Here is a 25,973-nt window from a genome sequence, read left to right as displayed (position 1 = left end):
ACTCCGGTCGGAGCGGCTCTCGTGTTCTTGCAGCTGGTCAAGCCGGTGCGTGCGCCACGTGTGTGCGCGCCGTCGGCCGCGCTTCGAGGCGCTCCGGCTCGATCGGGAGCCCGCAGACCTCGCAGATCCCGTAGCTGCCGTCGACGACGCGTGCCAAGGCGGCGTCGATCTCGGCCACTCGTTCACCTGCCTGTCGAGCCAGCGCGCCCACCTGCGACCTCTCGAAGGCGATCGTCGCGCCCTCGGGGTCGTGCTCGTCATCGGCGTTGGTGTCGCGTGAGGACGCCACGACCTCGTCGTACTGCTCCGTCAGGGTCGCCAGTCGTTGCAGCGCCTCCGAGCGGAGGCTTTCGAGAGTACGGCGGGGGTCGGGCACCATGAGAGTCACCGACTCAGGGGCCGTGATTCAAGGAGTCCAGCCCGGGTCGCGGCCGGCGAGGCCTAGCACCCGGTCGAACGCCGGCGCGTCATCCGGTACGTCGACCACGCGGCCGAACAAACCGTCACGACCGGCTCCGTCGGCGTCCTCCGGCGTTACGATCGGGAGCACCGCCTCGCACTCGCTGTCCGAAGGTTCGTAGGACTGGCCAGTCGCCACGGCGATGTCCCAGCCGTGCAGCAGCACCTCGTCGAGGGCGACGAGTCCGCCGATCTCGCCGGGCAGGTCCACGCCGCCGGCCTTCGTCATGCCCTCCCACGCCCCGGCGTCCTGCCAGGCCGTCGAGAGCTCGCCGAGCAGCTGCTCGACCTGCGCGCGCCAGTCGTCGGGCAACGGGTCGGTGACCGGGCCCGGCGGCGTCGAGGTCGTCGGCCCGTCGATCTTGGCCGCGGCGTCGCGGAAGGCGACGGAAAGGCCCATCAGGTGCTGGAGCAGCGCGGCGACGGTGCTGCCCGTGGGGGTCGGGGCGCCGAGCTGCTCGTCGGTGACGGCGGCGGCCACGGCGCGGGTGCGGTCAGTGGTCGGAGTCAGGTCGATCATGACCCTCACCATGGCACAGCGTCGTACCCTCGCGTCGTGACGCCGTTCTGGATCAGCGCCTTCCTCGACGTACCCGCCACCGATCACGCCCGTGCGGCCGACTTCTGGAGCGCGGTGACCGGGATGTCCCCCTCGGAGCCGCGCGGTGACCGCGGCGAGTTCACGACGCTGGTGCCCGAGGAGGGCGACGGTTTCCTGCGCATGCAGCGCGTGGGCGACGGTCTCGCACGCCTCCACCTCGATCTGCACGTCGAGGAGCCGCGCGCCGCGGCCGACGCGGCGATCGCTCGCGGAGCGCAGGAGCTCGCGGAGCTCCCCGGGTACGTCGTCCTGACCTCGCCCGGAGGCCTGCCGTTCTGCTTCGTCGGCCACCCGGCCGGGCGACGCCCGCCCGCGCGCACCTGGACCAGTGGGCAGTCGAGCCTGGTCGACCAGGTCTGCCTCGACATCGCCCCCGCGGCGTACGACGAGGAGCTGGCGTTCTGGGCAGCCACCACCGGCTTCCCGCTCGATGCCCACCAGCGCCACCCCGAGTTCAGGCTCCTCGAGGGACCCGACGACCAGCCGCTCCAGCTGCTGGTCCAGCGGCTCGACGACGGCGACGGGCCGACGACCGCCCACTTCGACCTCGGCACCTCTGACGGCGGTCGGTCTGCTGAGGTGGCGAGGCACGAGGCGCTCGGCGCGACCGTGCTGCGCGAGCACGAGCACTGGACCGTCCTGAACGACCCGGCCGGCATGACCTACTGCATCACCGACCACCCGGTGCGCTGATGGACTGCCTCTTCTGCTCCATCGTCGCCGGCAAGGCGGAGGCCGAGCGGGTCATCGAGGACGACGACTTCGTCGGGTTCCTCGACGCCCGGCCGGTGTTCCGCGGCCACGTGCTGCTCGTGCCGCGCGAGCACGTCGTGACCCTGCCTGACCTGCCGGCGCCGCTGCGGGACCCCTTCGTCGCGCTCGGCCAGCGGCTCTGCACCGCGATGGTCGAAGCCCTCGGCGCCCAGGGGTCGTTCGTGGCGATCAACAACACCGTGTCGCAGTCGGTGCCACACCTGCACCTGCACGTCGTACCCCGGACGAAGGGCGACGGCCTGCGCGGCTTCTTCTGGCCACGCACGAAGTACGCCGCGGGCGAGGCCGCGACCTACGCCGAGAGCCTGCGGTCGGCGCTCTGATCGCGTTGGGCGGCGGGGCGCAGCCGCGGGATCCCCGCCGAGACGTTGCCGGTCCCGATGGCCGCGATCCACACGGCGGCCGCGCCCAGCACGGCCCCCGCGAGCGCGTCGACGAAGAAGTGCCAGCCGAGGTAGACCGTGGCCACCACGGTCAGCGCGAGGAAGACGTGGCTGGCGACGAGGATCACGCGCGGCAGCCCGATCAAGTGCGCGATCAGCACCATCGTCACCATGATCGCGACATGGAGGGAGGCGAACGCGGCAATGGTCTGCACGGCGCCGGTCGCGAACGGGTCGGCCAGCACCTCCGCGCGGTCACTCATCATCGACTCCTGGAGACCGGTCACCATGGTGTCGTTGAGGGAGGAGAAGTCCTGCGGGGCCGAGTAGATCGGCCCGAGCGTGGGCATCGCGAAGTACGTCGCCACGCCCAGCACCCAGTCGACCGCGACCGCGGTGACGTACCACGAGCCGGCCGCCCGGGACCGGGTCCAGAGCAGCGCCACCGCGAGGCTCAGCGGCACCAGGACGATCCACACGACGTACACCAGCGACATGGCCTCGGCGGCCCAGCCGGTGCCCAGGACGCTGTGCAGCACGTCGGCGGGGTCGTGGCCCAGGAAGATGGAGCGGTCGAACGATGCGAGCTCGTTGTCCCAGAGCCGGTCGTTGACGAACGGCACGTAGCTCTTCAGGTTGCGGAACGCCGCGTAGCAGGCGTACCAGGTGATGACCCCCGCGAGCGCGAAGACGAGCTGGTCGCGGCTCCAACGCTCCCGCGCGACGGCCACGACTGATCGCCTACGCAGCACCGCGCGCGGCACGATGTCGAGAGCCAGCGCCGCGAGCACGATCAGCGGCAGTCGGACGTAGGTCGGCACCACCACTCCGTCAGGGTCGCGGATCGGCAGGTCCCAGGCGCGCGAAACCACCACCATGGCTACCACCATGGCTGCTCCCAACGCCCCCGCGAGACGGAAATTCGGCCCACCCATGCCCTAACGGTACGACGCCCGCCGTCTAGGGTGAACCCGGCGCCCCATCGCGCCTCCCCCCAAACGTGAAGGAGTCACCATGGGTCGCTTTGACGGACGCATCGCCGTCGTCACCGGAGCCGCACGCGGCATCGGGTTCGCCACCGCCCAGCGCTTCGCCGAGGAGGGCGCCAGGGTCGCGATCCTCGACCTCGACGAGTCTTCTGCCGCCGAGGCCGCGGCCAAGCTGGGCGAGGGCCACATCGGCATCGGGTGCAACGTCAGCGACGGTCCCAGTGTCGACGCCGCCGTCGAGCGGGTCGTCAGCGAGCTCGGCGGCATCCACATCCTGATCAACAACGCCGGTGTCACCCGCGACAACCTGCTGTTCAAGATGACCGAGGAGGACTGGGACCTCGTCATGGGTGTGCACCTCAAGGGCGCTTTCCTGATGACCAAGGCCGCCCAGAAGCACTTCGTCACGCAGAAGTACGGCAAGATCGTCAACCTCTCCAGCGTCTCCGCGCTGGGCAACCGCGGCCAGGCCAACTACTCCGCCGCAAAGATGGGCATCCAGGGCTTCACCCGGACCCTCGGCATCGAACTCGGCCCCTACGGCGTCAACGCCAACGCCATCGCCCCCGGCTTCATCGCCACCGAGATGACCGACGCCACGGCCGCCCGCGTGGGCATCCCGGTCGACGAGTTCCGGGCGATGACCGCCGAGCGCAACCCGGTCAAGCGGGTCGGCTTTCCCGAGGACATCGCGGCCGCAGCCGCGTTCCTGTGCAGCGACGAGGCCTCGTACATCACGGGCCAGACGCTGTACGTCGACGGCGGCGCGAAGCTGGTCAGCTGACCGTGACAACGCATCCCACCTATGACCAGCTCCTCGACCTGCCGGCGTACGTCGAACAACCCGTGCCGATGCCCTTCGAGGACATGAACGGCCACCTCAACGTCCGTCACTACCTCGGCATCGCGAGTGAGGGTCTCGACGAGTCCCTGGTGTCGCTGGGCATCCCGCAGAACTGGCCGATCAGCGCCGGGCATGCCTGCTTCTCTGCGGAGCACCACTGCACCTACCTGACCGAGCTGCGCACGGGAGACATGATGTCGGCGCGGGTCCGGCTGCTCGGGCGCTCCGACCGTGCGGCGCACGCGTTGGTCTACCTCCTCGACGAGACCCACGGCCAGGTCAGCTACGTCATGGAAGAGATCTTCCTGCACATCGACATGAGCACCCGGCGGACGGCGCCGTGGCCCGAGGATGTCGCCGCCAACATCGACCGGCGGGTCGCCGAGGATGCCGACCTGCCCTTCCCTGCCTCGACCTCGGGATGCCTGGCGCTGCGCTGACCGAGCCTTCCGCGAGAGCGAGATCCTCATCACGATCGCGCCTGCAACGCCTCGAGGCTTGGACTTTGAGCCCCCGTCTGCCTAACGTTCTCGGCTGCACCACCGTCCGCGGGTACGCCGAGTCCTGCCCCTCCGCGCGACGTCCCCCGAGACAATGACACAGGGGCAGGAGTGGGGGACCCACAGGTTCCACGCCGGTTCGCAGCCCGATCGCGGACGGCTCGGGGTGAAGTCACACATGTGACGGAGCACTTTCCAGCTCCAACCCGACAGCTCACCTCACAGGCGTGGGAAAGGAACAACAACCATGCCTGCGTTTTCTCGCATGCTGCGCTTCGGCGCGCTCCTGATGCTCGCCCTCGGCCTCATCCTCGGCACCAACACCCAGGTCAGCGAGGCCTCCACCCAGCAGGTGGACGACTCCTCGATCTCCAAGGGGGTCAAGGTCAAGCGGGTGGTGAAGAAGCAGGTCCACCGAGCGGAGAACATCGCGCTCGCCCAGCGAGGCGACGCCTACTCCTACGGCTCGGCCGGACCCGGCGCCTTCGACTGCTCCGGTCTCATCTACTACTCCTACCGGAAGGCCGGCATCAACGTGCCGCGTACGTCGTCGGCGCAGGCCGGTCACGTCCGCCGGATCTCCAAGTCGCACCTGCACCGCGGTGACCTGATGTTCTTCACCGGCGGTGGCGGCGTCTACCACGTCGGCATCTTCGTCGGCCGGGCCAAGACCGGCGCCGTGCAGATGCTGCATTCGTCGACGCCCGGACGGCCTGTGCAGATCGACGTACCGTGGACCAGCAGCTGGTTCGCGGGCACCCTGCGCCGAGCCTGACAACAGAGCCGCCGGGTGACAACCCGGGCGCGCCTTCCCGCACACAGGGTGGGCGCGCCCGCACACTTGCCGGTAGAAACCGCATCACAGCTAGGAGTCCCCGTGCACCTTCCCCTGCGCACCTTGCCCTCGTCCCGTCTGGGCATCGCGGTTGCCGCGCTCGCCGCGACGTCGCTGCTTCTCGCCGGTTGCGGCGACAAGGAAGCATCGACCGACCCCGAGGCCGCTGGCGCCCCCGGTGCGCCGGCCGGCGGGACCGCCGAGGAGCCGGCCCCGCCGGCGACCTGGCCGCTCACCGGCCTGCCCGTCGCCGAGGGTGGCAGCGTCGACCTCAAGCACCCGGTGATGGTCACCAAGATGGACAACACCGAGAGCAGCGCTCCACAGCTCGGGCTCAGCAAGGCCGACATGGTCGTGGAGGAGCTCGTCGAGGGCGGCGCCACCCGGCTCGCGGCGTTCTACTACTCCCAGCTGCCCGAGGTCGTCGGCCCGGTGCGGTCGATGCGCGCCAGCGACATCGGCATCGTCTCCGCGGTCGACGCCGACATCATCACCTCTGGTGCTGCCGGGGTGACGATCAGCCGCATCCAGGACGCCGGCATCACGTTCTTCCAGGAAGGCGCCAAGGGCTTCTTCCGCGAAGGCAGCCGCTCCGCGCCGTACAACCTGATGGCACGGCCCAAGGACGTCGCCTCGGTGATCAAGCAGAAGGCCGCCCGCCCCGACGACTACTTCACGTTCGGCGACGCCGCGTCGCTGCCGAAGGGCCAGAAGGCCACCCAGTTCTCGGCGTTCTTCGGCGGCATGCACACCACCAACTGGGCCTACACCAACAACGGCTACGTCAACCAGAACACCTACGCCGCACAGGGCGACGAGTTCCCGGCCGACACCGTGCTCGTGCTCCGCGCGGAAGTCGGTGACGCCGGCTATCGCGACCCGGCGGGCAACTTCGTGCCGGAGACCAAGTTCGAGGGCAGCGGCCAGGCCCTGCTCTTCCACGGTGGCCGCGTCGTGAAGGGCACCTGGAAGAAGGACGGTCTCAAGGGCGCGCTGCGCCTGACGACCCAGAAGGGCGACAGCCTCGCGGTGCCGGCCGGCAAGACCTGGGTCGAGCTCGTGCCCGACGACGCCAGCAACGGTCGCGTCAACTACAGCAAGTAGCGCTCACTCGCGGTCGGCGGGCAGGCGCACGCCAGCCTCGAGCTGCGCCTGCATGCCCGCGAGGATGAACCCGATCGCGCTCTCGACGCGCGCGCTGGCGATCGCGGGATCCTCGCTGGAGGCCACCGACTCGCCGGCCGACGACAGCGCGCCGAAGAAGATCCGGCTGAATGTCTGCAGCATCTCGTCGTCGAGCTCCCAGTCGCCGGCGCCCAGCACCGCGCGCACGATCTCGACGACGTGGGCGTACGTCGTCCGCTCCTCGTGCTCGCGGAACCGCTCGTGGCCCAGCACGGCCGGCCCGTCCTGGATCACGATCCGGCGGTACGCCGGCTCCTGCACGACATCGAGGAACTCCCGCAGCCCCGCCTGCGCCTTGGCCCACGGGTCGCGCTCGCCCTTGAGCCGCAGCGAGATGCGCTGCGCCGCCCGCGACTCAACCCGCGCGAAGACGTCCTCGAAGACCGCCTGCTTGCCGGTGAAGTGGTGGTAGAGCGCGCCCTTGGTGACCTTCGCGCCGGCGACGATGGCGTCGAGAGAGGTGTTGGCGTAGCCGTGCTCGCTGAACATCTGCTCCGCCACGTCGACCAGTGACCGTTTGGTCGAGGAGTGCGAGCGGCCCGCGACGGGGACCTTCGGAATACGCGCCTTGGGCATCCGCCCACTCTATGGATCGCATGTGCTCCGGATCACCCGCGCCACGTTTGGCTACCGAGAGCATGTCGACGTACCTTGAGTACGTACCAACGGTATGTGTCATCCAGACAAGGAGCTGACCATGACCTGGAAGTCCTTTCATCACCGCGGGGAGATCCTCCGCACCGTGATGACCACTGCCGACGTCCGTCGTGACGGCATCCTCCCGATGGACGTCGAAGGCGTGGCCGAGACCTTCGGCGACGAGCTCTCCTTGCTCGGCGCCCTCCAGCTGCGCTGGCACACCCGCCTGGCGGGTCGCATCGAGCGCGAGCTCGCCGGCCAGCCCATGGACCTCGAGTCCGCCGTGATCGCAGCCTGGCACGACACCGAGGCGCAGCTGCCGGGCGTCCGGGCGATCATCGACCACTACGTCGACCAGCCCACCGACCCAGCGATGCGCACCGCGCTCACCAAGGCGGCCACCAAGGAGCACCTGCTGCTGGCCGCGATGGCCGGCAGGATGAGCCTGGGCAGCAGCGTCGACCCCGCCGCCGTACGCGTCGGTGCAGAGATCGCCGCCCGCGCGCGGGCCACGTCGCCACTCGTCTCGAGTCCCGCCGGTGCCCACGCGGCCCCGCGGATCCTCGAGCGGATCAAGGCTGCGCTGGCGGCCTGACACCACAGCGTGCGCGACCTCGGGCATGATGACGCCATGACCGAGGTCGCCGTCGGCTCCCTACTCGTGGCCACCCCTGCGCTCGTGGATCCGAACTTCGCCGACACCGTCGTGCTTCTGCTCGACGTCAACGACGAGGGCTGCCTGGGCGTTGTGCTCAACCGGCCCTCACCGGTTCTCGTCGCCGAGGTGCTCGCCGACTGGCGCGACATCGTCGGCGAGCCCGAGGTGCTGTTCCGCGGCGGACCGGTCAACCCCGAGGGCGCCCTGGCGGTGGGCCGGCTGGCCGACATCAGCGACGTGCCGGTCGGCTTCCGCACCGTCTTCGGCGACCTGGGTGTGGTCGATCTCGACACCCCACTCGAGCTTGTAGACGGCTCGCTCGCCGGCCTGCGGATCTTCGCGGGCTACGCCGGCTGGGGCATCGGCCAGGTGCAGCGCGAGATCGCCACCGGTCACTGGTACGTCGTCCCGTCGGTGGTCTCCGACGTGTTCCGTCTCGACTTGACCGACCTCTGGCGCGACGTACTCCGTCGGCAGCCGGGTGAGATCGCCTGGCTCTCGACGCGCCCTCTCGACCCCGATCTCAACTGACCTAGACTCTCCCCAATGAGCACCATCGGCTTCTCGCCCGGCACCGACACCATCGAGGACACCCGCACCGTCCCGACCGACGACGGCGACCACGAGCGGTTCTCGCACTACGTGCCCAAGGACAAGCTCACCGAGGCGATGGTCATGGGCACCCCCGTGATCGCCCTGTGCGGCAAGGTCTGGGTGCCGAGCCGTGCACCCGAGAAGTACCCCGTCTGTCCCGACTGCAAGGACATCTGGGAGTCGATGAAGCCCGGTGGCAAGGGCGACAAGGGCCCCGAGGCGTGACGGGACGGCACGAAGCCGTTCCCCATGAAGGTTCCGCGGCCCTGACTCCTGCCCTGCCGATCTCGCCGGCCTGGCCCGACCGCGCTGCCTGGGGCACGGCACCCTCCCTGCGCGCGTGGCAGAACGCCGCCATGACCCAGTACGTCGAGGAGTCGCCGCGCGACTTCCTGGCGGTCGCGACGCCGGGTGCCGGCAAGACGACGTTCGCCCTCACGGTCGCCGCTGAGCTGCTGGGGCGCCGCATCGTCGACCGGATCATCGTCGTCGCCCCGACCGAGCACCTCAAGACGCAGTGGGCGGAGGCGGCGGCGCGGGTCGGCCTGCCGATCGACCCGGCGTACTCCGCGGGCAAGGGCAAGACATCGGGTGACTACGTCGGCATCGCCGTCACCTACGCCGGTGTCGCGGTCAACCCGCTCGCGATGCGCATCCGCACCGAGAACTTCAAGACGCTGGTGATCCTCGACGAGGTCCACCACGCCGGCGACGCGCTGTCGTGGGGCGAGGGCGTGCGCGAGGCCTTCCAGCCGGCCACCCGCCGGCTGGCGCTGACCGGCACGCCGTTCCGCTCCGACATCAACCCGATCCCGTTCGTCACCTACGCGCCCGGCCCCGACGGCATCCCGCGGTCAGCCGCCGACTTCACCTACGGCTACGCCCACGCGCTGGCCGACAAGGTCGTACGCCCGGTGCTGTTCATGGCCTACTCCGGCGAGATGAGCTGGCGCACGCGCGCAGGCGACGAGGTTGCCGCGCGACTGGGGGAGCCGCTCACCAAGGACATGACCGCGCACGCGTTGCGCACCGCGCTCGACCCTGCTGGTTCGTGGATGCCGGCGGTGCTCGCGGCCGCCGACAAGCGGCTCTCCGAGGTACGCCGCCACATGCCCGACGCCGGTGGCCTCGTCATCGCCAGCGACCAGGACACCGCTCGTGCGTACGCCGCGCTGTTGAAGAAGATCTCCGGCGAGGCGCCCGTCGTGGTGGTCTCCGACGAGAAGGCCTCGTCGAAGAAGATCGCGGCGTTCACCGACTCCGATGCCCGCTGGATGGTCGCCGTACGCATGGTGTCCGAGGGCGTCGACGTGCCCCGGCTCGCCGTCGGCGTGTGGGCCACCACCACCGGCACCCAGCTCTTCTTCGCCCAGGCCGTCGGCCGCTTCGTGCGGGCGCGTGCTCGCGGCGAGACGGCGTCGGTGTTCCTGCCGTCGGTGCCTAAGCTGCTCGGCTACGCCTCCGAGATGGAGGTCGAGCGCGACCACGTGCTCGGCCGCCGCGTCACCGACGAGAACGACATCTTCGCCGCCGAGAATGCCCTGCTGGCACAGGCCCAGTCAGGCGAGGGCGCGTCCGACGAGCTCGACGGGCTGGCGTTCGAGGCGCTCGGCTCGACCGCGTCGTTCGACCATGTGCTCTACGACGGGGCCGCGTTCGGCCACGCCGGCGAGGTGCACGCGGGGTCGGAGGAGGAGATGGACTTCCTCGGCATCCCCGGCCTGCTCGAGCCGGACCAGGTGCGCGACCTGCTGCACTCCCGGCAGAGCGAGCGCGCCGCGCGCCAGAAGGCGGCCCCGCCGCCGGACACGGTCGCCGAGGTGTCCACGCACGAGCAGCTCGCCGTACTCCGCCGAGAGCTCAACGGCCTCGTCGGCGCATGGTTCCACCGCACCGGTCAGCCGCACGGCGTCACGCATGCCGCCCTGCGCAAGCAGTGTGGTGGGCCGGCGGCCGCCGTGGCGACCGCCGAGCAGCTGCACGCGCGCATCGACGCCGTACGCGAATGGGCGATCCGCAAGAGCTCCTGAGTCCGGTGCGCGTGCATCTCTCACCTTCACCGACGAGACCGGCACCGAGCCGGGCTGGGCCGCCGAGTGCCACCGGCCGGCTCGACGAGGTCCCGAGACGGAGCGATCCGACGGCAGGTACCAGCCGGCGGTCGATCTCGCGGGCGAGATCGTCAGGACCCAGACCGACGAGATCGAGAGCAGGCGAGGCCTGCTGTCCTGATCGGACTACCGGGGTCTCGGCGGCGCTAACCTGAACCATGGCCGCCGAGACCTCGCAGACCCTTGATCGTGGGTTGCGCGTGCTCAAGGTGCTTGCCGAGACGCAAGCCGGCCTCACCGTCACCGAGCTCGCGTCCGAGCTGGCGGTCAACCGCACGGTCGTCTACCGGCTCGTCGCGACGCTCGAGCAGCACGGTCTCGTACGCCGTGACTCCAGGTCGCGCCTCCACGTCGGTCTCGGCGTGCTGCACCTCGCCTCGGCCGTGCAGCCGGTGCTGCGCGACCAGGCGGCGCCGGTGCTGCGGCAGCTCGCCGAGACGCTGGGCTGCACCGCCCACCTGACCGTGGCCGACGGTGACGAGGCGCTGGCGCTGGCCGTCGTCGAGCCGTCGTGGACCGACTTCCACGTCTCCTACCGGGTCGGCGCCCGACACCCGCTCACCCAGGGGGCCGCCGGCAAGGCGATCCTGCTGGGCCGCGACGGCGACGGGTCGGCGTACGTCGTGACGACCGGTGAGCTGCAGTCGGGAGCGCATGGGCTGGCCGCGCCGGTGCGCGGCGTCGAGGGGCTCGAGGCCTCGGTCGGCATCGTGACGCTGGGTGGCGCCATCGACGATGCCCTGGTCTCTCCGCGTGTGCTCGCCGCGGCTCACGCCATCGCCGAACGACTCCGCTGAGTCTCAGCCGGAGGCCGAACGGGCCAGCGGAAGCACCCGGTGCCCGATCTGGCTGGCCAGCGCGATGACGGTCGTCGACCGGTCGATCGTGGGATCGGTCAGCACCAGGTCGATGACCCGTTGCAGGTCGTTGTTGGACCGCGCGACCACGCGCACCCACATGTCGCCGTCGCCGGTGATCGTGAACGCCTCCAGCACCTCCGGGATCTTGGCGAGGTGCGCCGCGACCGCGTTGTGGCCGCCGCTCTGGGCCGAGCCCTGCCTGATCTCGAGGGTCAGGAACGCCATCACCGGGAAGCCGAGGGCGGCGGGGGAGAGGTCGGGACCCCAGCCGGTGATGACGCCGGTGGCGGTGAGCTTGTCGAGCCGGGCCTGCACCGTGCCGCGCGCGACACCGAGTCGGCGCGACGCCTCGAGAACGCCGATGCGTGGCTCGATGGCGAAGAGATCGATCAACCTGGCATCAAGATCGTCCATGAGGGCCCCAGATAGTAGACAGACTGCGCAGCTTTTAGGCGTACTGTTGCACATTCTGCGCTCCCGCGACATCGTACGGGCATGACGACCGAGATCGCCTCGACTGGCGGAGCCCTGACTGTTGACGAGATGAAGGCCGACCTGACGCTGGAGCAGCTGCGCCAGCTCGTCGGCCTCGTGGAGTACGACGCCGAGCAGGACAAGTTCCCGGTGACGGGCTGGGACGCCATCTGCTTCGTGGTCGGCAACGCCACCCAGGCCGCGCACTACTACGCCAGTGCCTGGGGCATGGAGCTGATCGCCTACTCCGGCCCCGAGAACGGCAACCGCGACCACAAGTCGTTCGTGATGAAGTCGGGCTCGATCAAGTTCGTGCTCAACGGCGCCGTCAGCCCCGACAGCCCGCTGATCGCCCACCACGCCAGGCACGGTGACGGTGTCGTCGACATCGCACTCGAAGTCCCCGACGTCGACCAGTGCATCAAGCAGGCCATCGCGGCCGGCGCGACCGTCGTACGCGAGCCCGAGACGGTCTCCGACGAGCACGGCTCGGTGCGCATCGCCGCCATCGCGACGTACGGCGAGACCCGGCACACGCTCGTGCAGCGCACGGTGGACGGCCAGACCTACGCCGGCCCCTACCTGCCCGGCTACGTCGCCGCCGCCCCGCGCTGGACCAAACGCGACGGCGAGCCCAAGCGTCTCTTCCAGGCCCTCGACCACATCGTCGGCAACGTCGAGCTGGGGAAGATGGAGGAGTGGGTGACCTTCTACAACAGGGTCATGGGCTTCGTGAACATGGCCGAGTTCATCGGCGACGACATCGCCACCGACTACTCCGCGCTGATGAGCAAGGTCGTCGCCAACGGCAACCACCGGGTGAAGTTCCCCCTCAACGAGCCGGCGATCGCGAAGAAGAAGTCGCAGATCGACGAATACCTCGACTTCTACAACGGCCCCGGCGCCCAGCACCTCGCGCTCGCGACCGGCGACATCCTCGCGACCGTCGACGCCCTGCGCGCCAACGGCGTCCGGTTCCTCGACACCCCCGACTCCTACTACGAGGACTCAGCGCTGCGCGACCGCATCGGTGAGGTGCGGGTGCCGATCGAGGAGCTCCAGAAGCGCAAGATCCTGGTCGACCGTGACGAGGACGGCTACCTGCTGCAGATCTTCACCAAGCCGCTGGGCGACCGGCCGACGGTGTTCTTCGAGCTCATCGAGCGGCACGGCTCGCTCGGCTTCGGCAAGGGCAACTTCAAGGCGCTGTTCCAGGCCATCGAGCGCGAGCAGGACGTCCGCGGAAACCTCTGAGCGACGCGTATCGAAACCTGACTCAGCCCGCGTCCCCCGGCCGCGGCCAGCTCGCCCTCGGCGGTGCTGTGCGCGGTAGGGGTCACGCTGCGCAGGTGTCGGCGACCGCCGGCAAGGATGGCCACGGCGACCAGCACGGCGGCGGCACCCATCCAGAACGGCGCGGTCGTCGGCGAAGACCGCCATCATGGCGAGGTCGAGGGCGAAGAGGGTCAGTGAGGCCAGGACCGTCGGCGCCGCGCCGAAGCGGCGCTGCAGGATCGGCGCCGCCCAGACCGAGCTGACGGCGAGCAGCAGGCCCCAGCGACGCCTGGCTCGGCGACGCGCCGAGCTGGTCGGCGATCGGCTTGAGGATCGGGTCGACCAGGCCTGGTGGCAGGCTGCCTCGACCAACAGTCGGCGGACGTGCCCGTGTCGGATGGGCCGAGCCGGCAGCCCCTGCTCGGTAACCCACGAATCTTGTGAGTGATGCCCCGGCCCGCAACCACTCGAGCCGAGCGGTTCCCCACACCTTCTAGGTGGCCAGCTCGTTCATCCAGGCCTCGACCTCGGCGACCTCCCTGGGCAGCGCGGCAGACATGTTGATCGAGGCAGTCTCGGTGACGACGAGGTCGTCCTCGATCCGGATGCCGATGCCACGGAGCTCGGACGGGATCGTCAGGTCGTTCTCCTGGAAGTAGAGCCCCGGTTCGACGGTCAGCGTGTGGCCCGCGGCGAGGGGGCCGTGCAGGTAGGAAGCCGTGGGCGCGTGGTTGCAGTCGTGCACGTCCATCCCCAGCATGTGCCCGGAACGCGAGATGCTCCACCGGCGGTGATACTGCGCGTCCGGTTTCATCGCCTCCTCGAGGGTGCAGCCGATCAGTCCGAGATCGATCAGATCCGCCGTTAGCGACGACGCGCACGCGTCCTGGTAGTCCTGGAACGGCACCCCGGCCCGCAGCGCACCGATCCCGGCATCCTGTGCACGAAGCACGATCGAGTAGATGTCCCGCTGCAGCGGCGTGAGGACGCCGTCCACCGGAAGGGTGCGGGTGATGTCGGCGGAGTAGAGCGAGCGCATCTCCACACCGACGTCGATCAGGACGAGGTCGCCATCATTCAGCCGGCCCGAGTTGTCCGACCAGTGCAGTGTCGTGGCGTGGGCTCCGCCGCCCACGACGCTCCCGTACGCCGGACCTTCCCCTTCGAGCCTCGCCCGACGCGCGAAGGTGCCCTCGAGGTATCTCTCTCCCCTCGAACTCCGCCTGGCCTCCTGCCACGCGGCGGCGCAGTCACGGAAGCCGGCGACCGTGCCGTCGACCGCCTGTTGGAGCTGGTTGATCTCCCAGTCGCTCTTGATCAGGCGCAGCTCGTCCAGCGCGGCCTTGAGTCGCAGGTGGGGTTCCAGCTGTGAACCGCAGTGGGTCTGCACCAACGCGTCGACCGCGGGGTCCAGCGTGGGCAGGACCCGCACGGTCTGGGCGTTCCGCATCATCCGGGCCAGGTCGTCGGGGAGTGATCCCAGCGGCCGGCACTCGATACCCAGCAGCTCCTCGGTCTCGCGCAGGCTCGGGCGCGGGCCCACCCAGAGATCGCCGTCGGCATCGTTCTGCCAGAACTCGTCGGTCGTGCGACCCGACGGCGGCTGCAGGTAGAGGATGCCGTCGGCGACGCCTCCGGTCGTGTCGATGACCAGGACGCTGGATGCCCCTCGGTTGCCGCTCAGCCAGACATGGTCGGTTCCGGGCCGGAAGGCGTGATTGCTGTCGTTCGACCGGACCTGCTGCGCCCCCGACGGGATGACGAGGAGCTCGGCAGGGAGCGCCTGGGCCAGCCGAGCACGCCGTTCGGCCGTGTAGCTGGCGACGGGCTCCTCATCGAGCACGGGTCTCGGGTCGCCCCAGCCGTTCATCATGAACTCGCTGCTGCCCGGAAGCTCCGATCGGTTCGCGGCTCGCGGCATGACCCATGGGGTCACAGAAGGATGCGGGCCGCGATCACGGATCTTCACTGCGGTGTCCTGTCGTGTGCGTCGGAGATGTCGATGCCCCACGCGTCCCGGTCACCGTCGGCCGGCGCGACCGGCAGTCGGCCGGCACCGTCGGGAACCGGGATCGCCCCAATCAGCGCCCGCGTGTACGGGTGGCGTGGATGGCGCCAGATGGTCTCGGTGTGTCCGGACTCGACGACTCGGCCCCGGTACATCACCAGGGTGCGATCGGCGATCCGTCGCACGACCGAGAGGTCGTGCGAGATGAACAGCATTCCGGCGTTGACGCCCTCGCAGAGACTCCGCATCAGGGCAGCGACGCTCATCTGGGTGGAGGCGTCGAGGGCTGAGATGGGCTCGTCCGCGATCAGCATGCGCGGACGAGCAGCGATCGCCCGTGCGATCGCGAGCCGCTGTCGCTGACCACCCGAGAACTCGTGGGGATATCGGCGAGCAGCTGACTGGTCCAGTCCGACACGCTCCAGCCAGTACGACGGGGTCGATGACTCGTCGCCCCGAGCGACGGCCGCACGAATCCCGTCACCGATCTGCTCGCCGACCCTGCGGCGCGGATTGAGCGAGGAGTTGGGGTCCTGGAAGACCATCTGGATCGCGGTCATGTCGTTGCTGCGCGTACGCAGTCCCATCGTCGGCACGTCCAGGTCGCCGAGCTTGACGCTGCCGGCGGCACGCCGCTCGATGCCGACCACCGCGCGGGCCAGGCTCGACTTGCCGCAGCCACTCTCTCCGACCAGAGCCACCACCTCGCCCGGCTCGACGACCAGGGAGACTCCGTCGACCGCCCGGAGCGGGTTGCGGCCGCCGTACTCGACGACGACATCCGACACGGACAGTCCTGTCTGCCGGGTCACGAGACCTCCTCGTTCGGCTGCTCGGCTTCGTGCAGGAGGTGATCCACCAGGGCCTCGGGAGCCTCTTCGAAGCTCGAGCCGGGCAGCGCTTCCAGCAGCGACCTGGTGTACTCGTGCTGTGGCGCCGAGAACACCTGGTGCCGGGTGCCGGACTCGACGACCACCCCGGCGCGCATGATCGAGACGTGGTCGGCGATGGCACTCATGACGCCGAGGTCGTGCGTCACGAACAGCATGCTGAGGCCGCTCTCGTCGACCATGTCACGCAGCAGGCGCAGAACCCCGGCCTGGACCGTGACGTCGAGAGCCGTGGTGGGCTCGTCGGCGAGAAGGACTTCCGGATCGCACGCGAGGGCCACGGCGATCGCGATGCGCTGCCGCTGGCCACCGGAGAACTGGTGCGGGAACTTCTTCATCGCGACCAGCGGGTCAGGGACCGCGACGCGCTCCAGCAGGGCGACGGCCTTGGCCCGGGCCTCGTCCTTCGAGAGCGCGAGGTGATGGCGTACGTGGTCCGTCAGCTGCCGGCCGACGCTGAGCTGGGGGTGCAGGCTCGTGGACGGGTCCTGGAAGATCATCGCCACCCGGCGTCCACGGATGCTGCCCAAGGTCCGGGCCGGGGCGGAAACCAGCTCGGTTTCTCCTGCGTTCGACGACAGCGTGATGCTGCCAGTCGCCGTCATGCCGGTGGGCAGGAGGCCGAGGATCGCAAGCGCTGTCATGGTCTTACCGGACCCTGACTCCCCGGCGATCCCGTGGACAGCTCCCCGGTGCAGGCTGAGGTCCAGTCCTGCGACGATCGGGCGACCCTCCTTCGCGGCTGGGGTCGAGACGGTCAGGTCGCGGATGGTCAGAACCGCCGAATCGGATCCGGTCACAGGGCCCGACCGCCTTTGCGCGCCACGTCTGATCGGGGGTCGAGCCCGTCGCGGAGCGCGTCACCGATGAAGTTGAAGGCCGCGACGACGGTCAGAATGGCGAGTCCCGGGAAGACTCCGAGCCACCACGAGTCGAAGTTCTGGATCGCGTCGGAGACCATCGACCCCCATTCCGCGGTCGGCGGCTTGGCGCCTAGGCCGAGGAACGACAGACCAGAGAGCAGCAGGATCGCCGTCCCGATGTCGAGGGTTGCCAGCACCAGGATCGGGCCGACGATGTTGGGCGTGACGTCGCGCACCATCGACCGCAGGGGCGAGAATCCCAGCAGCCGTCCCGAGACCACGTAGTTCGACGACCTCAGACCGAGCACGAGGCTCCTGGTCAGCCGGGCGTACGCCGGCCACGAAACGACCAGCGCCGCCAGGGCGGCGTTCACGAGAGATGCGCCGAGCGATGCCGCGACGACCATCGCGAGGATCACGGTGGGGAAGGCCATGACCAGGTCGGTCAGACGCATGATGACCTCGTCGAACCAGTGGCCGAAGTAGCCGGCAACGGCGCCGATGACGGCGCCAACCAGCGCGCTGGTGGTCACGAGCAGGAGCGCCAGCGGGATCGTGACCCGCGCACCGTAGACAAGGCGGGAGAACACGTCGCGTCCGAGCGCGTCCGTGCCCATCAGCGTTCCATGGCCCGGCGCCTGGAGCACGGGAAGATCCTGGGCGAGTGGGTCGTACGGGGCGACGACGGGTGCCAGGATCGCGACGACGATCCACACGATCGCGATGCCGGCGCCGAAGATGCCGACCGGGCCGGACCAACGGCCGAGCAGCGGCAGCAGCTGGCGTCGGAGCGGTCGACGCGGCGGACTCATCTCGGGCTCGGGTGGGTGAGTCATGCGAGCCTCACACGGGGATCGAGGAAGCCGTACAGGAGGTCGACGGCCAGGTTCACCAGCAGGTAGACCAGCCCGATCGTCAGGCCGACGCCCATCACGCCGGGCAGGTCGAGGTGCGACGCCGCTTGGTACGCGTAGCTGCCGATCCCGGGCCACGAGAACACCGACTCCACCAGGACCGTTCCGCTCAGGAGACTGCCGAAGGCGAGTCCCACGACGGTCAGCACGGGGATGCTCGCCCCGCGGAGCACGTACGACGTGACGATCGTGCGGGCCGGCAGACCCTTGGCCCGCGCCGCGCGTACGTAGTCCTGGTCGAGGACCTCCAGCACAGCCGTCCGGACGAACCGGGTCAGTAGCCCCACGGTGTAGAGCGTCAGCACCAGTACCGGGAGCATCAGGTGCCAGGCCGCATCGAGGAACGTGTCGAGCTGACCGGCAATCAGGGAGTCGACGGTGTAGAGCCCCGTCACCTGCGGGGGTGCGTTGAAGTCCGAGCTCAACCGGCCGGAGGCCGGTGCGATGTGCAGCTTGAAGTAGAGGACGTAGTACGCGACCAGCGCCAGCCAGAACGTCGGCACGCTCAGGCCTGCGAGCGAGACGAGGCGGAGCACGTGGTCCGCCGTCCGCCCGCGTCGGTACGCCGCGATCGTCCCGAGCGACACCCCGATGATCACGCTGAGGACGATGGCTCCTATGGCGATCTCGATCGTGGCGGGAAGTGCCTCACCCAGGTCCGAGGTCACCGAGTTGTGCGTCGTCGTCGACACACCCAGGTCCCCCTGGATGAGGTTGCCGACGTACGAGACGTACTGCGCCGGAAGCGGCTTGTCGAGGCCGTACTCCGCAGTGAACCGGGCGACCGTGGCCGGATCCTCGGCGGCCCGCTGACCCAGAGCCGCCGCCACGGGGTCGCCCGGGACAAGGTTGGCGAGCGTGACGCCCACCATGAGCAGCAGCGACGTCACGATCCGTCGCGCAGCATAACGAGCGAACGGGTGACCGGTCCGGGCCCCGCCCGGCGGCGCCGGAGACGGGGCCCGAACCGAGGTCTCGGGTGAGGACGACAAGGTCACTTGCTTCCGAGCGTGGCGATGTCCACGGTCCAGACCGGGTTGTAGCCCACGTTGGTGATGTCCGAGCTCGCGGCGATGTTGTTGCCGGGCTGGACCAGCGGGATGAACGGCCCGGACTCGTTGAGGGCCTTCTGAAGCTCCTCGAAGTTAGCCTTCCGCTCCTCGTCCGACCCGCCGGCGGCCGCCTTGGTCGCGAGAGCCGACACGGTCTCGTCCGCGCCCTTTGCCCATCCGGAGCGCAGCCCGACCACATCGCCGGGGGTGAACACCAGGTAGTCGCTCGGGTCCGGGTAGTCCGGTCCCCAGTACCAAAGACCCATGATCTCCTTGCCCTCGCGGTAGGCGTCGAGCTCCGTCGCGACAGCGGCCGGAGCGAGATCGACCTTGATCCCGACGGCCTTGAGCTGGGACTGGATCCGCTGGGCGATCGTCGGGAACTCCAGCCCGTTGAGCGTCAGGTCACTCGGGAAGTTCAGCGTCACGGACTCCCCGTCATAGTCACTCTTCGCCAGCGCGGCCTTGGCTGCGGTCAGGTCCAGCTTGGGCGCATCTGCCACGTCGAGAGCTCCAAGGAGCGCGCTCGGGATCACGCCGGCGGCCCTCGAGGTCCCGGCACCGGCGAGCTCGACGAGGTCGTCATAGTCGATCGCGCTCTTGACCGCCTTGACGAAGTCCGGGTTGCTGGTGATCGTCGAGATCTTCTTGTTCTGGTTCAGCAACAGGAAGATGACATTGGCCGACGGGCCGGACGTGACGTCCACGGACGACCCCAGGCCCTTCGCCTGGGTGCCCGAGAGGTCGAGTGCCACATCGGCGCTGCCGCCCTCGACGTTGATCTTCTGGGTCGCACCCTCGACGTTCTGGATCACGACGCGCCCGAACGCCGGCTCGTCCCCGGTGTAGTTCTCGTTGGCCTTCAGGACGACCTTCGACGAGAGATTCAGCGAGTCCAGGACGTACGGCCCGGAGCCGGCCGAGTGCGTGTTCAGGTACTTCTCCGCGGCATCGGCCTCGGTGGTCGTGCCGCCGTGGGCCTTGACGACCTTGGAGTTGACGATGCCGAGCGCGGGGTTCGCGAGGATCGCCGGCAGGGCGGGCGTCGGCTTGTCGGTCGTCAGGACGACGGTCTTGTCGTCAGTCTTCTTGACCGTGACGCCGGCCAGCAGGAACGAGGGGTTGCCCTTCATGCCGATGACTCGCTGGAGGCTGAAGACCACGTCGTCGGCCGTCATCGCGCTGTCGTCGGAGAACTTCGGCGAGCCGGTCAGCGTCAGTGTGAACGTCGTCGCGTCATCCGACTGCTCGAGGGTTGCCAGTCCAGGTACGACCTCGGTGACGTCGGTTCCCTCGAACGTGAGAAGGGTCTGGTAGAGCGCTTTGCCGACGAGCTGTCCCGTCGGCTCGTACTGCCGGCCGGGATCGGCGGTCTTCAGGTCGAAGGTCTTGTCGATCGTGAGCGTCCTCAATCCGTCGCCGCTGTCGATTTTGCCGGATGAGCATCCGGTTAGGGCGATCGGCAACGCCATGACTGCGACGACCACAGCGCGTCTTGTCTTGCGGGAACGGAACTCCATGGCGATCTCCAAGGGGCGGGCGGCGGCACTAAGGTGTCGATTGGACGGGATGAGGCGAGGTTGGCATGTCGCACGTGGATTAGTCTCCCTTCAATCCTCAAATGTGGATAGTTTTCCAGCAATCGGCGCGTAGGAGCGTGACATGTCCAATCCCGAGCAGCCCCAAGACTCTTTCGCTGGACACTCTCTGGCCGGCCGAAAGCAACCAGTGGTCGACGACGTTGCCCTGCGGATCCTCTCGATCCTGCGCAACAACGGCCGGATCTCGATGGCGGCACTCGCCGAACGCGTGAACGTGTCGCGGGCCAGTGTCTACAACCGGGTGGAGCAGATGACGAAGTCGGGCGTCATCACCGGGTTCTCCGCCGACATCGATCCCGAAGCCGTCGGCCTCGGCATCTGCGCGCTCGTCTTCGTGACGGTGCACCCGCAGAGCTGGAACCGGTTCAGGGCGGGCGTGATGCAGATCCCCGACATCGAGTACTGCGCCATCACGACCGGGGAACACGATGCGATGCTCCTCATTCGCTCGGTGGACATCGGGGACGTGCACGACTTCGTCACCGGCGTCATCGCGGCTCGGCCCGAAGTGAAGTCCGTTGTGAGCGTCGTGGTGCTCGATGAGGTCATCCGCAGGAAGACAGTCCTTCCCTCGGACATCCCCGACCAGTCGAGTGAGTCCCGCCGGCTCGGCATGACGCGGTTCACCACTGCCGGCACCGGCCGCGACGGCATCACGACCCGCTGAGGTCAGGGGCGGTCGGACGCGACCTCGACGCAGACGCTGACGTGCTCGACACCGTCCACCTGGAAGCTCTCGACAAGACGCAGGCCCTCGGTGCCGACCTCGACCCGGCTCCCGCTCGTACCCGTGACGACCGCGTTCTCCGACGACAGGACGTGCGCGAACGAGATGCTCAGCTCGTCGCCGATCCTGGTCCCCACGAACCGGCCGAACGTGACGGTGTCCCCCTCGTAGTTCCCCCAGATGACGCCATCGCGCTCGGAGTAGGTGAACCGGGAAGGTGACGCGGGATCCACGGCACTGTTGCTCGACGACGTCATCGCGAACGAGCGACCTTCGAGACTTGGCGCCGGTGCGGTCGGGGACGGGTCGCTGGGCATGCCGCCGAGTATGACGATCGAGTCGTTGTGCCGCCACAACGCTCCCGGATGTCTGGTGGCCGTGGAAACCGGCATTCTGAGATGGAACATCTGCTCGCGTTCCGCCGCTCAGCCGACACAATCGTCCACGAGGGGTCGGTCGAGTGGTACAACGCCAGGCGCCTGGCACCCAGGAAACGTTCCACCCATCGAGTTCGATCAAGGCCACTACGCTGCTTGCAAGCTGCACCCCGTATAGGAACGGCCGAGAACCTCCACCGGAGTGTCCGAGACCTGCGACACAATGCGCGCATGCCGACCTACGTCGCGTTCCTGCGAGCCATCAACCTGGGTGCCAAGCGCAAGTTCCTCAAGGACGACATCAGGCGAGTCACCGAGTCGATCGGGGCGACCGACGTCGCCACCCACATCAACACCGGCAACGTGCTGCTGACGACGACGATGCGATCGCGGGCCAAGGTCGAGTCAGCGTTGGAGAAGGCCTTTGCCGCCGACCGCGGGTTCGAGGTGCCGACGATGGTGTTCAAGCCCGCCGAGCTGGTCGCCATCGCAGTCGACGCCGACGAGCTCTGGGCCGATCTCGGCGAGCCGCGCGCGCACTACATCTCGCTGTTCAAGTCGGCACCGAGCGCTGCTGCCACGTCGGCGGTGCACAATCTGGACCTCGACGGCGAGGTCGTGCGCGTCGTCGACCGGGCCGCTCACGTGCTGCTGCACCGCGAGTTCCACGAGAACCGCGCGCTCAGCAGCCGCGAGTTCAAGGCGCTCGGCGAGGGTACGGCGCGCAACGTGACCGTGATCCGTGCGCTCGCCACCAAATGGGGCTGAGCCTCAGCCGCCGCTGGCCGGCAGCGGCTCGAGCATGACCTTCGGATGGTCGCGGGCGACCGTGTGCGCACGCCAGGTGTCGGGGAACAGCGCCAGGTGGGTGCCGTCGGCCCGGCTGAGGACCTCGACCCCGCGCACCCCCTTGAGCGCCTCGACGCCCGCGTTGTCGGTGCGGCGGGCCACCGAGTAGTCCAGGTGGTCGAGCTTGATGGCCGCGCCGAACTCGCTCTGCATCCGGGCCGTGACCACCTCGAACTGCATCGGCCCGACCGCGGCAAGCACCGGGCTCTGGTCACCGCGCAGGTCCGAGCGCAGCACCTGGACGACGCCCTCCTGGTCCATCTGCTCGATGCCGCGGCGGAACTGCTTGTAGCGGCCGGTGTCGGCCGCGCGCGCCGAGACGAAGTGCTCGGGCGCGAAGCTGGCGATCGGCGGATAGCGCACGGCTGGGCCGGCGTAGATCGTGTCACCGACGCGCAGGGCGTTGGCGTTGACCAGGCCGACGATGTCGCCGGGGAAGGCCTGCTCCACAGAGGAGCGGTCACGCCCGAACACGGCTTGGGCGTACTTCGTGGCGAACGGCTTCCCGGTCTCGCCGTGCTGCACCACCATCCCCCGCTCGAAGACGCCCGAGCAGACCCGGGCATAGGCGAGGCGGTCGCGGTGCGCCGCGTCCATCCCGGACTGCACCTTGAACACGAACGCGCTGAATTCGTCGTCCACCTCTCGTGCGTCGCCGTCGACGGCCGGTGTCGGACCGGGAGGCGGCGCGAGCTCGATCAGCATCCGGAGCAGCTGGGACACTCCGAAGTTGAGGAGGGCTGAGGCGAAGAGCACCGGCGTGGTCGTGCCGGCCAGGAACGTGCCCTGGTCGTGGTCGGCCCCGTCCATCGTGAGCAGGTCGTGCTCCTCGACGGCGGTGGCCCAGGCCTGCCCGTCGACCTCCGATGCCCGGGACGCGGCGATCCGCTCCTCGGGAGCGCGCGTGGCCCCGCCCGCCGTACGCGTGTAGTGGATCAGGTCGCCTGTACGACGATCGAGCACACCGCGGAACTCGCCGGCGCTGCCGACCGGCCAGGTGAGCGGCGTGGGCCGCAGGCCGATCTCCTTCTGGATCTCGTCCATGAGCTGGAGCGGGTCGAGGCCGGGTCGGTCCCACTTGTTGATCACGGTGATGACCGGGATGCCGCGCTGGGCACACACCCGGAAGAGCTTGAGCGTCTGCGGCTCCAGCCCCTTGGCAGCGTCGACGAGCATCACCGCCGAGTCGACAGCGGACAGCACCCGGTAGGTGTCCTCGGAGAAGTCCGCGTGGCCGGGGGTGTCGACCAGGTTGATCACGTGTCCGTCGTACTCGAACTGGAGGGCGGCCGACGTGATCGAGATGCCGCGCTCGCGTTCCATCTCCATCCAGTCCGAGACCGTGCCCCGGCGTCCCGCCTTGCCGTGCACGGCGCCGGCCTCGGAGATGGTCCGGGCGTGCAGAGCCAGCGCCTCGGTCAGCGTCGACTTGCCGGCATCGGGGTGGCTGATGACCGCGAAGGTACGCCGCGGCCGGGCGTCGGTCGAGATGGTCACCCCGAGAGCCTACGGTTCGTCCGTCGTACACCTGGTGGGGGCTTGACGCGGGACCGCTGGGGGAGTGTGATCGACGACGGTCCTGTTGCCGTCCACTCTCGGGAGACCCGATGTCCCAGCACCCCGTCCTGCCCTCCACCCGCCGCGCCGTGCTCGCTGGTTCGGCCGCCCTCGCAGCCGCCGGCTACGCCGCTCCCGCCGAGGCACACCGGGGAGGACACGGCGATGGTCGCGGGCACGACCGGACCCGGCTGACGGTGCTCGGCACCACCGACCTGCACGGCAACGTCTTCAACTGGGACTACTTCAAGAACGCCGAGTTCGACAACGCCACCCACGACGACATCGGCGTGGCCAAGGTCGCCACCCTCGTCTCCGCGATGCGCAACGAGCGCCGCGGTGAGCCGACGCTGCTCCTCGACGCCGGCGACACGATCCAGGGCACCCCGCTGGCCTACTACTACGCGCGGGTCGAGCCGATCACCGAGGGCTCCAAACACCCGATGGCGCTGGCCATGAACCTGATGGACTACGACGCCGCGGCGCTGGGGAACCACGAGTTCAACTACGGCATCGACACGCTGCGCGCCTACGAAGAACAGCTCAACTTCCCGCTGCTGGGTGCCAACGCCGTCGACGCGCAGACCAAGCGGCCTGTCTTCCCGCCGTACGTCATCAAGTCGTTCAAGCCGCGGCACGGCCCGCGCATCAAGGTCGGCATCCTCGGCCTCACCAACCCCGGCATCGCCATCTGGGACAAGGCCAACGTCGAGGGCCGGATGGAGTTCCCCGGGCTGGTCGAGCAGGCGAGCAAGTTCGTGCCCGAGATGAAGCGCCGCGGCTGCGACGTGATCATCGTGTCGGCCCACAGCGGCGCCGACACGAGCTCGTCGTACGGCGACGCGCTGCCGACCGAGAACGCGTCCTCGCTCATCGCCGCTGACGTGCCCGGCATCGACGCGATCCTCGTCGGCCACGCGCACAAGGAGATCCCGCAGCGCTACGTCCGCAACACCAAGACCGGCCGCGACGTGCTGCTGTGCGAGCCGCTCTACTGGGGCATGCGGCTGGCGGTCATGGACCTCGACCTGGTGCGCGACCGGGGCGGCTGGCGGGTGATCACGGCCACCTCGCAGACGCTCAACTCCAATCTCGTCGCCGAGCGCAGCGACGTCGCGCGGGCGGTGCGCAGCCAGCACGACAAGGTCGTCACCTACGTAAACTCGGTCATCGGCACCTCCGCCGTGGCTCTCTCGGCTGCGCGGGCCGTGGTCGAGGACGTCCCGATCATCGACTTCATCCAGTATGTCCAGGCCGACGCGGTCAAGACCGCCACGGGTGGCACGCTGCCGGTGCTGTCGATCGCCGCGCCGTTCAACCGGGCGGCGTCGTTCCCCGCAGGGGAGGTGACGTACCGCGACGTGGCGGGTCTCTACATCTACGACAACACCCTGCTCGGCATCCAGGTGACCGGGGCTCAGGTGAAGGACTACCTGGAGCACTCCGCCCGTTACTTCAAGCAGGTCTCCGGACCGGGCCCGTTCACGATGAACCAGGTGACCAATGCGGTCACGACGAAGGCGCCGGGCGGCACGCCCGACTACAACTTCGACTCCGTGGCCGGTCTCGACGCCGACCTGACCTACGACATCGACATCGCCCAGGCGGTCGGGTCACGGATCACCAACCTCGCGTACGGCGCAGTGCCCGTCGCCGCCGACCAACAGTTCGCGATGGCCATCAACAACTACCGGCAGAGCGGCGGTGGCGGCTTCCCGCACGTCGCCACCGCACCCGTCCTCTACAACGCGCAGGTCGAGATCCGGCAGTTGCTCATCGACTGGGTGACGGCCAACGGCACCATCGACCCGGCACAGTTCGCCTCGACCGACTGGAAGCTGACGTCGGGCGGTGCGGCGATCGTGGTCAGCTGATCGGCGCTGGTTTCGAGACGGGCCCGACGGCCCTCCTCAACCAACGGACATCCGCTGGTTGAGGAGGTTGCGCAGCCACC

28 protein-coding genes and 1 riboswitch are annotated in these 25,973 nt (G+C 69.0%); of the genes, 15 read left to right on the top strand and 13 right to left on the bottom strand.

Annotated elements, in window-relative coordinates:
- Positions 1–37: 37 nt before the first annotated feature.
- Together H4Q84_RS07095 and H4Q84_RS07090 are read right to left on the bottom strand one after the other, a co-directional pair.
- A complete protein-coding gene (locus H4Q84_RS07095; RefSeq protein WP_248582697.1) occupies positions 38–379 on the bottom strand; it encodes a TraR/DksA C4-type zinc finger protein in 342 nt (113 codons plus the stop codon).
- Between the two features lie 27 nt (positions 380–406).
- Positions 407–979, bottom strand: coding sequence for a TIGR03086 family metal-binding protein (locus H4Q84_RS07090; protein WP_248582696.1), 573 nt, complete (start codon positions 977–979; stop codon positions 407–409).
- A 36-nt stretch (positions 980–1,015) separates the two neighbouring features.
- Between H4Q84_RS07090 and H4Q84_RS07085 the strand changes: the two genes are divergently transcribed.
- Together H4Q84_RS07085 and H4Q84_RS07080 are read left to right on the top strand one after the other, a co-directional pair.
- On the top strand, positions 1,016–1,753 hold the full coding sequence (locus H4Q84_RS07085; RefSeq protein ID WP_248582695.1) for a VOC family protein: 738 nt from the start codon (positions 1,016–1,018) through the stop codon (positions 1,751–1,753).
- Positions 1,753–2,157, top strand: a complete 405-nt coding sequence (locus H4Q84_RS07080) for an HIT family protein (RefSeq protein WP_248582694.1) — start codon at positions 1,753–1,755, stop codon at positions 2,155–2,157. The genes H4Q84_RS07085 and H4Q84_RS07080 overlap by 1 nt, the downstream gene beginning before the upstream one ends.
- Here the strand turns inward: H4Q84_RS07080 and H4Q84_RS07075 are convergent.
- On the bottom strand, positions 2,127–3,095 hold the full coding sequence (locus H4Q84_RS07075) for a phosphatase PAP2 family protein (RefSeq protein ID WP_248582693.1): 969 nt from the start codon (positions 3,093–3,095) through the stop codon (positions 2,127–2,129). The two genes, H4Q84_RS07080 and H4Q84_RS07075, sit on opposite strands and share 31 nt — an antisense overlap.
- A gap of 136 nt (positions 3,096–3,231) precedes the next feature.
- Between H4Q84_RS07075 and fabG the strand changes: the two genes are divergently transcribed.
- The 4 genes from fabG to H4Q84_RS07055 all read left to right on the top strand — a co-directional run bounded on the left by fabG (position 3,232) and on the right by H4Q84_RS07055 (position 6,489).
- Positions 3,232–3,990 carry a 3-oxoacyl-ACP reductase FabG gene (gene fabG / locus H4Q84_RS07070; protein ID WP_248582692.1) on the top strand — a complete coding sequence of 253 codons (759 nt, stop codon included), beginning with the start codon at positions 3,232–3,234 and terminating at the stop codon, positions 3,988–3,990.
- Between the two features lie 2 nt (positions 3,991–3,992).
- A complete protein-coding gene (locus tag H4Q84_RS07065; RefSeq protein WP_248582691.1) occupies positions 3,993–4,490 on the top strand; it encodes a thioesterase family protein in 498 nt (165 codons plus the stop codon).
- A gap of 105 nt (positions 4,491–4,595) precedes the next feature.
- A riboswitch (cyclic di-AMP (ydaO/yuaA leader) is annotated at positions 4,596–4,791 on the top strand.
- A 6-nt stretch (positions 4,792–4,797) separates the two neighbouring features.
- Complete coding sequence (locus H4Q84_RS07060; RefSeq protein WP_248582690.1) at positions 4,798–5,325, top strand: NlpC/P60 family protein; 528 nt, start codon at positions 4,798–4,800, stop codon at positions 5,323–5,325.
- 102 nt (positions 5,326–5,427) lie between these two features.
- Positions 5,428–6,489, top strand: a complete 1,062-nt coding sequence (locus H4Q84_RS07055) for a DUF3048 domain-containing protein (RefSeq protein WP_248582689.1) — start codon at positions 5,428–5,430, stop codon at positions 6,487–6,489.
- 3 nt (positions 6,490–6,492) lie between these two features.
- Here H4Q84_RS07055 and H4Q84_RS07050 read toward each other — a convergent pair whose 3' ends face one another.
- A complete protein-coding gene (locus H4Q84_RS07050; protein ID WP_248582688.1) occupies positions 6,493–7,146 on the bottom strand; it encodes a TetR/AcrR family transcriptional regulator in 654 nt (217 codons plus the stop codon).
- 121 nt (positions 7,147–7,267) lie between these two features.
- On the opposite strand from H4Q84_RS07050, the gene H4Q84_RS07045 reads away from it, so the two are divergent.
- From H4Q84_RS07045 to H4Q84_RS07025, 5 genes are all read left to right on the top strand, one after another.
- Entirely contained in the window at positions 7,268–7,804 is a 537-nt protein-coding gene (locus H4Q84_RS07045; RefSeq protein ID WP_248582687.1) for a hypothetical protein, read from the top strand.
- A gap of 36 nt (positions 7,805–7,840) precedes the next feature.
- Complete coding sequence (locus tag H4Q84_RS07040; RefSeq protein WP_248582686.1) at positions 7,841–8,398, top strand: YqgE/AlgH family protein; 558 nt, start codon at positions 7,841–7,843, stop codon at positions 8,396–8,398.
- A gap of 15 nt (positions 8,399–8,413) precedes the next feature.
- The gene (locus tag H4Q84_RS07035) at positions 8,414–8,686 is read left to right on the top strand and encodes a DUF3039 domain-containing protein (protein WP_248582685.1); all 273 of its coding nucleotides are present in this window, start codon (positions 8,414–8,416) and stop codon (positions 8,684–8,686) included.
- Positions 8,687–8,739: 53 nt separating this feature from the next.
- On the top strand, positions 8,740–10,491 hold the full coding sequence (locus tag H4Q84_RS07030) for a DEAD/DEAH box helicase (protein WP_282580343.1): 1,752 nt from the start codon (positions 8,740–8,742) through the stop codon (positions 10,489–10,491).
- 239 nt (positions 10,492–10,730) lie between these two features.
- Positions 10,731–11,369: a helix-turn-helix domain-containing protein gene (locus H4Q84_RS07025; protein WP_248582684.1), complete on the top strand. Its 639-nt coding sequence runs from the start codon at positions 10,731–10,733 to the stop codon at positions 11,367–11,369.
- 3 nt (positions 11,370–11,372) lie between these two features.
- Here H4Q84_RS07025 and H4Q84_RS07020 read toward each other — a convergent pair whose 3' ends face one another.
- The gene (locus H4Q84_RS07020) at positions 11,373–11,846 is read right to left on the bottom strand and encodes an Lrp/AsnC family transcriptional regulator (RefSeq protein ID WP_248582683.1); all 474 of its coding nucleotides are present in this window, start codon (positions 11,844–11,846) and stop codon (positions 11,373–11,375) included.
- Positions 11,847–11,927: 81 nt separating this feature from the next.
- Between H4Q84_RS07020 and hppD the strand changes: the two genes are divergently transcribed.
- On the top strand, positions 11,928–13,160 hold the full coding sequence (gene hppD, locus H4Q84_RS07015) for a 4-hydroxyphenylpyruvate dioxygenase (RefSeq protein ID WP_248582682.1): 1,233 nt from the start codon (positions 11,928–11,930) through the stop codon (positions 13,158–13,160).
- Between the two features lie 514 nt (positions 13,161–13,674).
- Here hppD and H4Q84_RS07010 read toward each other — a convergent pair.
- From H4Q84_RS07010 to H4Q84_RS06985, 6 genes are all read right to left on the bottom strand, one after another.
- A complete protein-coding gene (locus H4Q84_RS07010) occupies positions 13,675–15,054 on the bottom strand; it encodes an aminopeptidase P family protein (RefSeq protein WP_248582681.1) in 1,380 nt (459 codons plus the stop codon).
- Between the two features lie 92 nt (positions 15,055–15,146).
- A complete protein-coding gene (locus H4Q84_RS07005; RefSeq protein ID WP_248582680.1) occupies positions 15,147–16,001 on the bottom strand; it encodes an ABC transporter ATP-binding protein in 855 nt (284 codons plus the stop codon).
- A complete protein-coding gene (locus H4Q84_RS07000) occupies positions 15,998–16,879 on the bottom strand; it encodes an ABC transporter ATP-binding protein (protein WP_248582679.1) in 882 nt (293 codons plus the stop codon). The genes H4Q84_RS07005 and H4Q84_RS07000 overlap by 4 nt, the downstream gene beginning before the upstream one ends.
- Positions 16,876–17,778, bottom strand: coding sequence for an ABC transporter permease (locus H4Q84_RS06995; protein ID WP_248582678.1), 903 nt, complete (start codon positions 17,776–17,778; stop codon positions 16,876–16,878). Before H4Q84_RS06995 ends, H4Q84_RS07000 begins: the two co-directional genes overlap by 4 nt.
- Positions 17,775–18,746, bottom strand: a complete 972-nt coding sequence (locus H4Q84_RS06990) for an ABC transporter permease (RefSeq protein WP_248582677.1) — start codon at positions 18,744–18,746, stop codon at positions 17,775–17,777. The genes H4Q84_RS06995 and H4Q84_RS06990 overlap by 4 nt, the downstream gene beginning before the upstream one ends.
- A gap of 104 nt (positions 18,747–18,850) precedes the next feature.
- Complete coding sequence (locus tag H4Q84_RS06985) at positions 18,851–20,428, bottom strand: ABC transporter substrate-binding protein (protein WP_248582676.1); 1,578 nt, start codon at positions 20,426–20,428, stop codon at positions 18,851–18,853.
- A gap of 142 nt (positions 20,429–20,570) precedes the next feature.
- Here H4Q84_RS06985 and H4Q84_RS06980 point away from each other — a divergent pair, with 142 nt between their 5' ends.
- Complete coding sequence (locus H4Q84_RS06980; RefSeq protein WP_248582675.1) at positions 20,571–21,176, top strand: Lrp/AsnC family transcriptional regulator; 606 nt, start codon at positions 20,571–20,573, stop codon at positions 21,174–21,176.
- A gap of 2 nt (positions 21,177–21,178) precedes the next feature.
- On the opposite strand, the gene H4Q84_RS06975 is transcribed toward H4Q84_RS06980, so the two are convergent.
- Positions 21,179–21,553, bottom strand: a complete 375-nt coding sequence (locus H4Q84_RS06975; RefSeq protein WP_248582674.1) for a hypothetical protein — start codon at positions 21,551–21,553, stop codon at positions 21,179–21,181.
- Positions 21,554–21,844: 291 nt separating this feature from the next.
- Here H4Q84_RS06975 and H4Q84_RS06970 point away from each other — a divergent pair, with 291 nt between their 5' ends.
- Complete coding sequence (locus H4Q84_RS06970) at positions 21,845–22,381, top strand: DUF1697 domain-containing protein (protein WP_248582673.1); 537 nt, start codon at positions 21,845–21,847, stop codon at positions 22,379–22,381.
- A gap of 3 nt (positions 22,382–22,384) precedes the next feature.
- Here H4Q84_RS06970 and H4Q84_RS06965 read toward each other — a convergent pair whose 3' ends face one another.
- The gene (locus tag H4Q84_RS06965; RefSeq protein ID WP_248582672.1) at positions 22,385–23,959 is read right to left on the bottom strand and encodes a peptide chain release factor 3; all 1,575 of its coding nucleotides are present in this window, start codon (positions 23,957–23,959) and stop codon (positions 22,385–22,387) included.
- A gap of 110 nt (positions 23,960–24,069) precedes the next feature.
- Between H4Q84_RS06965 and H4Q84_RS06960 the strand changes: the two genes are divergently transcribed.
- Entirely contained in the window at positions 24,070–25,893 is a 1,824-nt protein-coding gene (locus tag H4Q84_RS06960; RefSeq protein ID WP_248582671.1) for a 5'-nucleotidase C-terminal domain-containing protein, read from the top strand.
- Positions 25,894–25,973: the final 80 nt, after the last annotated feature.

The sequence above is a fragment of the Nocardioides sp. InS609-2 genome (genome assembly GCF_023208195.1).
Lineage (GTDB): Bacteria > Actinomycetota > Actinomycetes > Propionibacteriales > Nocardioidaceae > Nocardioides.
This window is presented reverse-complemented; position numbering and strand designations above follow the sequence as displayed.

Bases quoted from the DNA above. Each gene is read 5' to 3' on its own strand.
- H4Q84_RS06970 (WP_248582673.1), top strand. From the start codon at position 21,845: ATGCCGACCTACGTCGCGTTCCTGCGAGCCATCAACCTGGGTGCCAAG.
- H4Q84_RS07060 (WP_248582690.1), top strand. From the start codon at position 4,798: ATGCCTGCGTTTTCTCGCATGCTGCGCTTCGGCGCGCTCCTGATGCTC.
- H4Q84_RS07075 (WP_248582693.1), bottom strand. From the start codon at position 3,095: ATGGTGGTGGTTTCGCGCGCCTGGGACCTGCCGATCCGCGACCCTGAC.
- H4Q84_RS06985 (WP_248582676.1), bottom strand. From the start codon at position 20,428: ATGGAGTTCCGTTCCCGCAAGACAAGACGCGCTGTGGTCGTCGCAGTC.
- H4Q84_RS07040 (WP_248582686.1), top strand. From the start codon at position 7,841: ATGACCGAGGTCGCCGTCGGCTCCCTACTCGTGGCCACCCCTGCGCTC.
- H4Q84_RS07025 (WP_248582684.1), top strand. From the start codon at position 10,731: ATGGCCGCCGAGACCTCGCAGACCCTTGATCGTGGGTTGCGCGTGCTC.
- H4Q84_RS07090 (WP_248582696.1), bottom strand. From the start codon at position 979: ATGATCGACCTGACTCCGACCACTGACCGCACCCGCGCCGTGGCCGCC.
- H4Q84_RS07010 (WP_248582681.1), bottom strand. From the start codon at position 15,054: ATGATGAACGGCTGGGGCGACCCGAGACCCGTGCTCGATGAGGAGCCC.
- hppD (WP_248582682.1), top strand. From the start codon at position 11,928: ATGACGACCGAGATCGCCTCGACTGGCGGAGCCCTGACTGTTGACGAG.
- H4Q84_RS06980 (WP_248582675.1), top strand. From the start codon at position 20,571: ATGTCCAATCCCGAGCAGCCCCAAGACTCTTTCGCTGGACACTCTCTG.
- H4Q84_RS07045 (WP_248582687.1), top strand. From the start codon at position 7,268: ATGACCTGGAAGTCCTTTCATCACCGCGGGGAGATCCTCCGCACCGTG.
- H4Q84_RS07050 (WP_248582688.1), bottom strand. From the start codon at position 7,146: ATGCCCAAGGCGCGTATTCCGAAGGTCCCCGTCGCGGGCCGCTCGCAC.
- H4Q84_RS06960 (WP_248582671.1), top strand. From the start codon at position 24,070: ATGTCCCAGCACCCCGTCCTGCCCTCCACCCGCCGCGCCGTGCTCGCT.
- H4Q84_RS07095 (WP_248582697.1), bottom strand. From the start codon at position 379: ATGGTGCCCGACCCCCGCCGTACTCTCGAAAGCCTCCGCTCGGAGGCG.
- H4Q84_RS07080 (WP_248582694.1), top strand. From the start codon at position 1,753: ATGGACTGCCTCTTCTGCTCCATCGTCGCCGGCAAGGCGGAGGCCGAG.
- H4Q84_RS06975 (WP_248582674.1), bottom strand. From the start codon at position 21,553: ATGCCCAGCGACCCGTCCCCGACCGCACCGGCGCCAAGTCTCGAAGGT.
- fabG (WP_248582692.1), top strand. From the start codon at position 3,232: ATGGGTCGCTTTGACGGACGCATCGCCGTCGTCACCGGAGCCGCACGC.
- H4Q84_RS07035 (WP_248582685.1), top strand. From the start codon at position 8,414: ATGAGCACCATCGGCTTCTCGCCCGGCACCGACACCATCGAGGACACC.
- H4Q84_RS06995 (WP_248582678.1), bottom strand. From the start codon at position 17,778: ATGACTCACCCACCCGAGCCCGAGATGAGTCCGCCGCGTCGACCGCTC.
- H4Q84_RS07020 (WP_248582683.1), bottom strand. From the start codon at position 11,846: ATGGACGATCTTGATGCCAGGTTGATCGATCTCTTCGCCATCGAGCCA.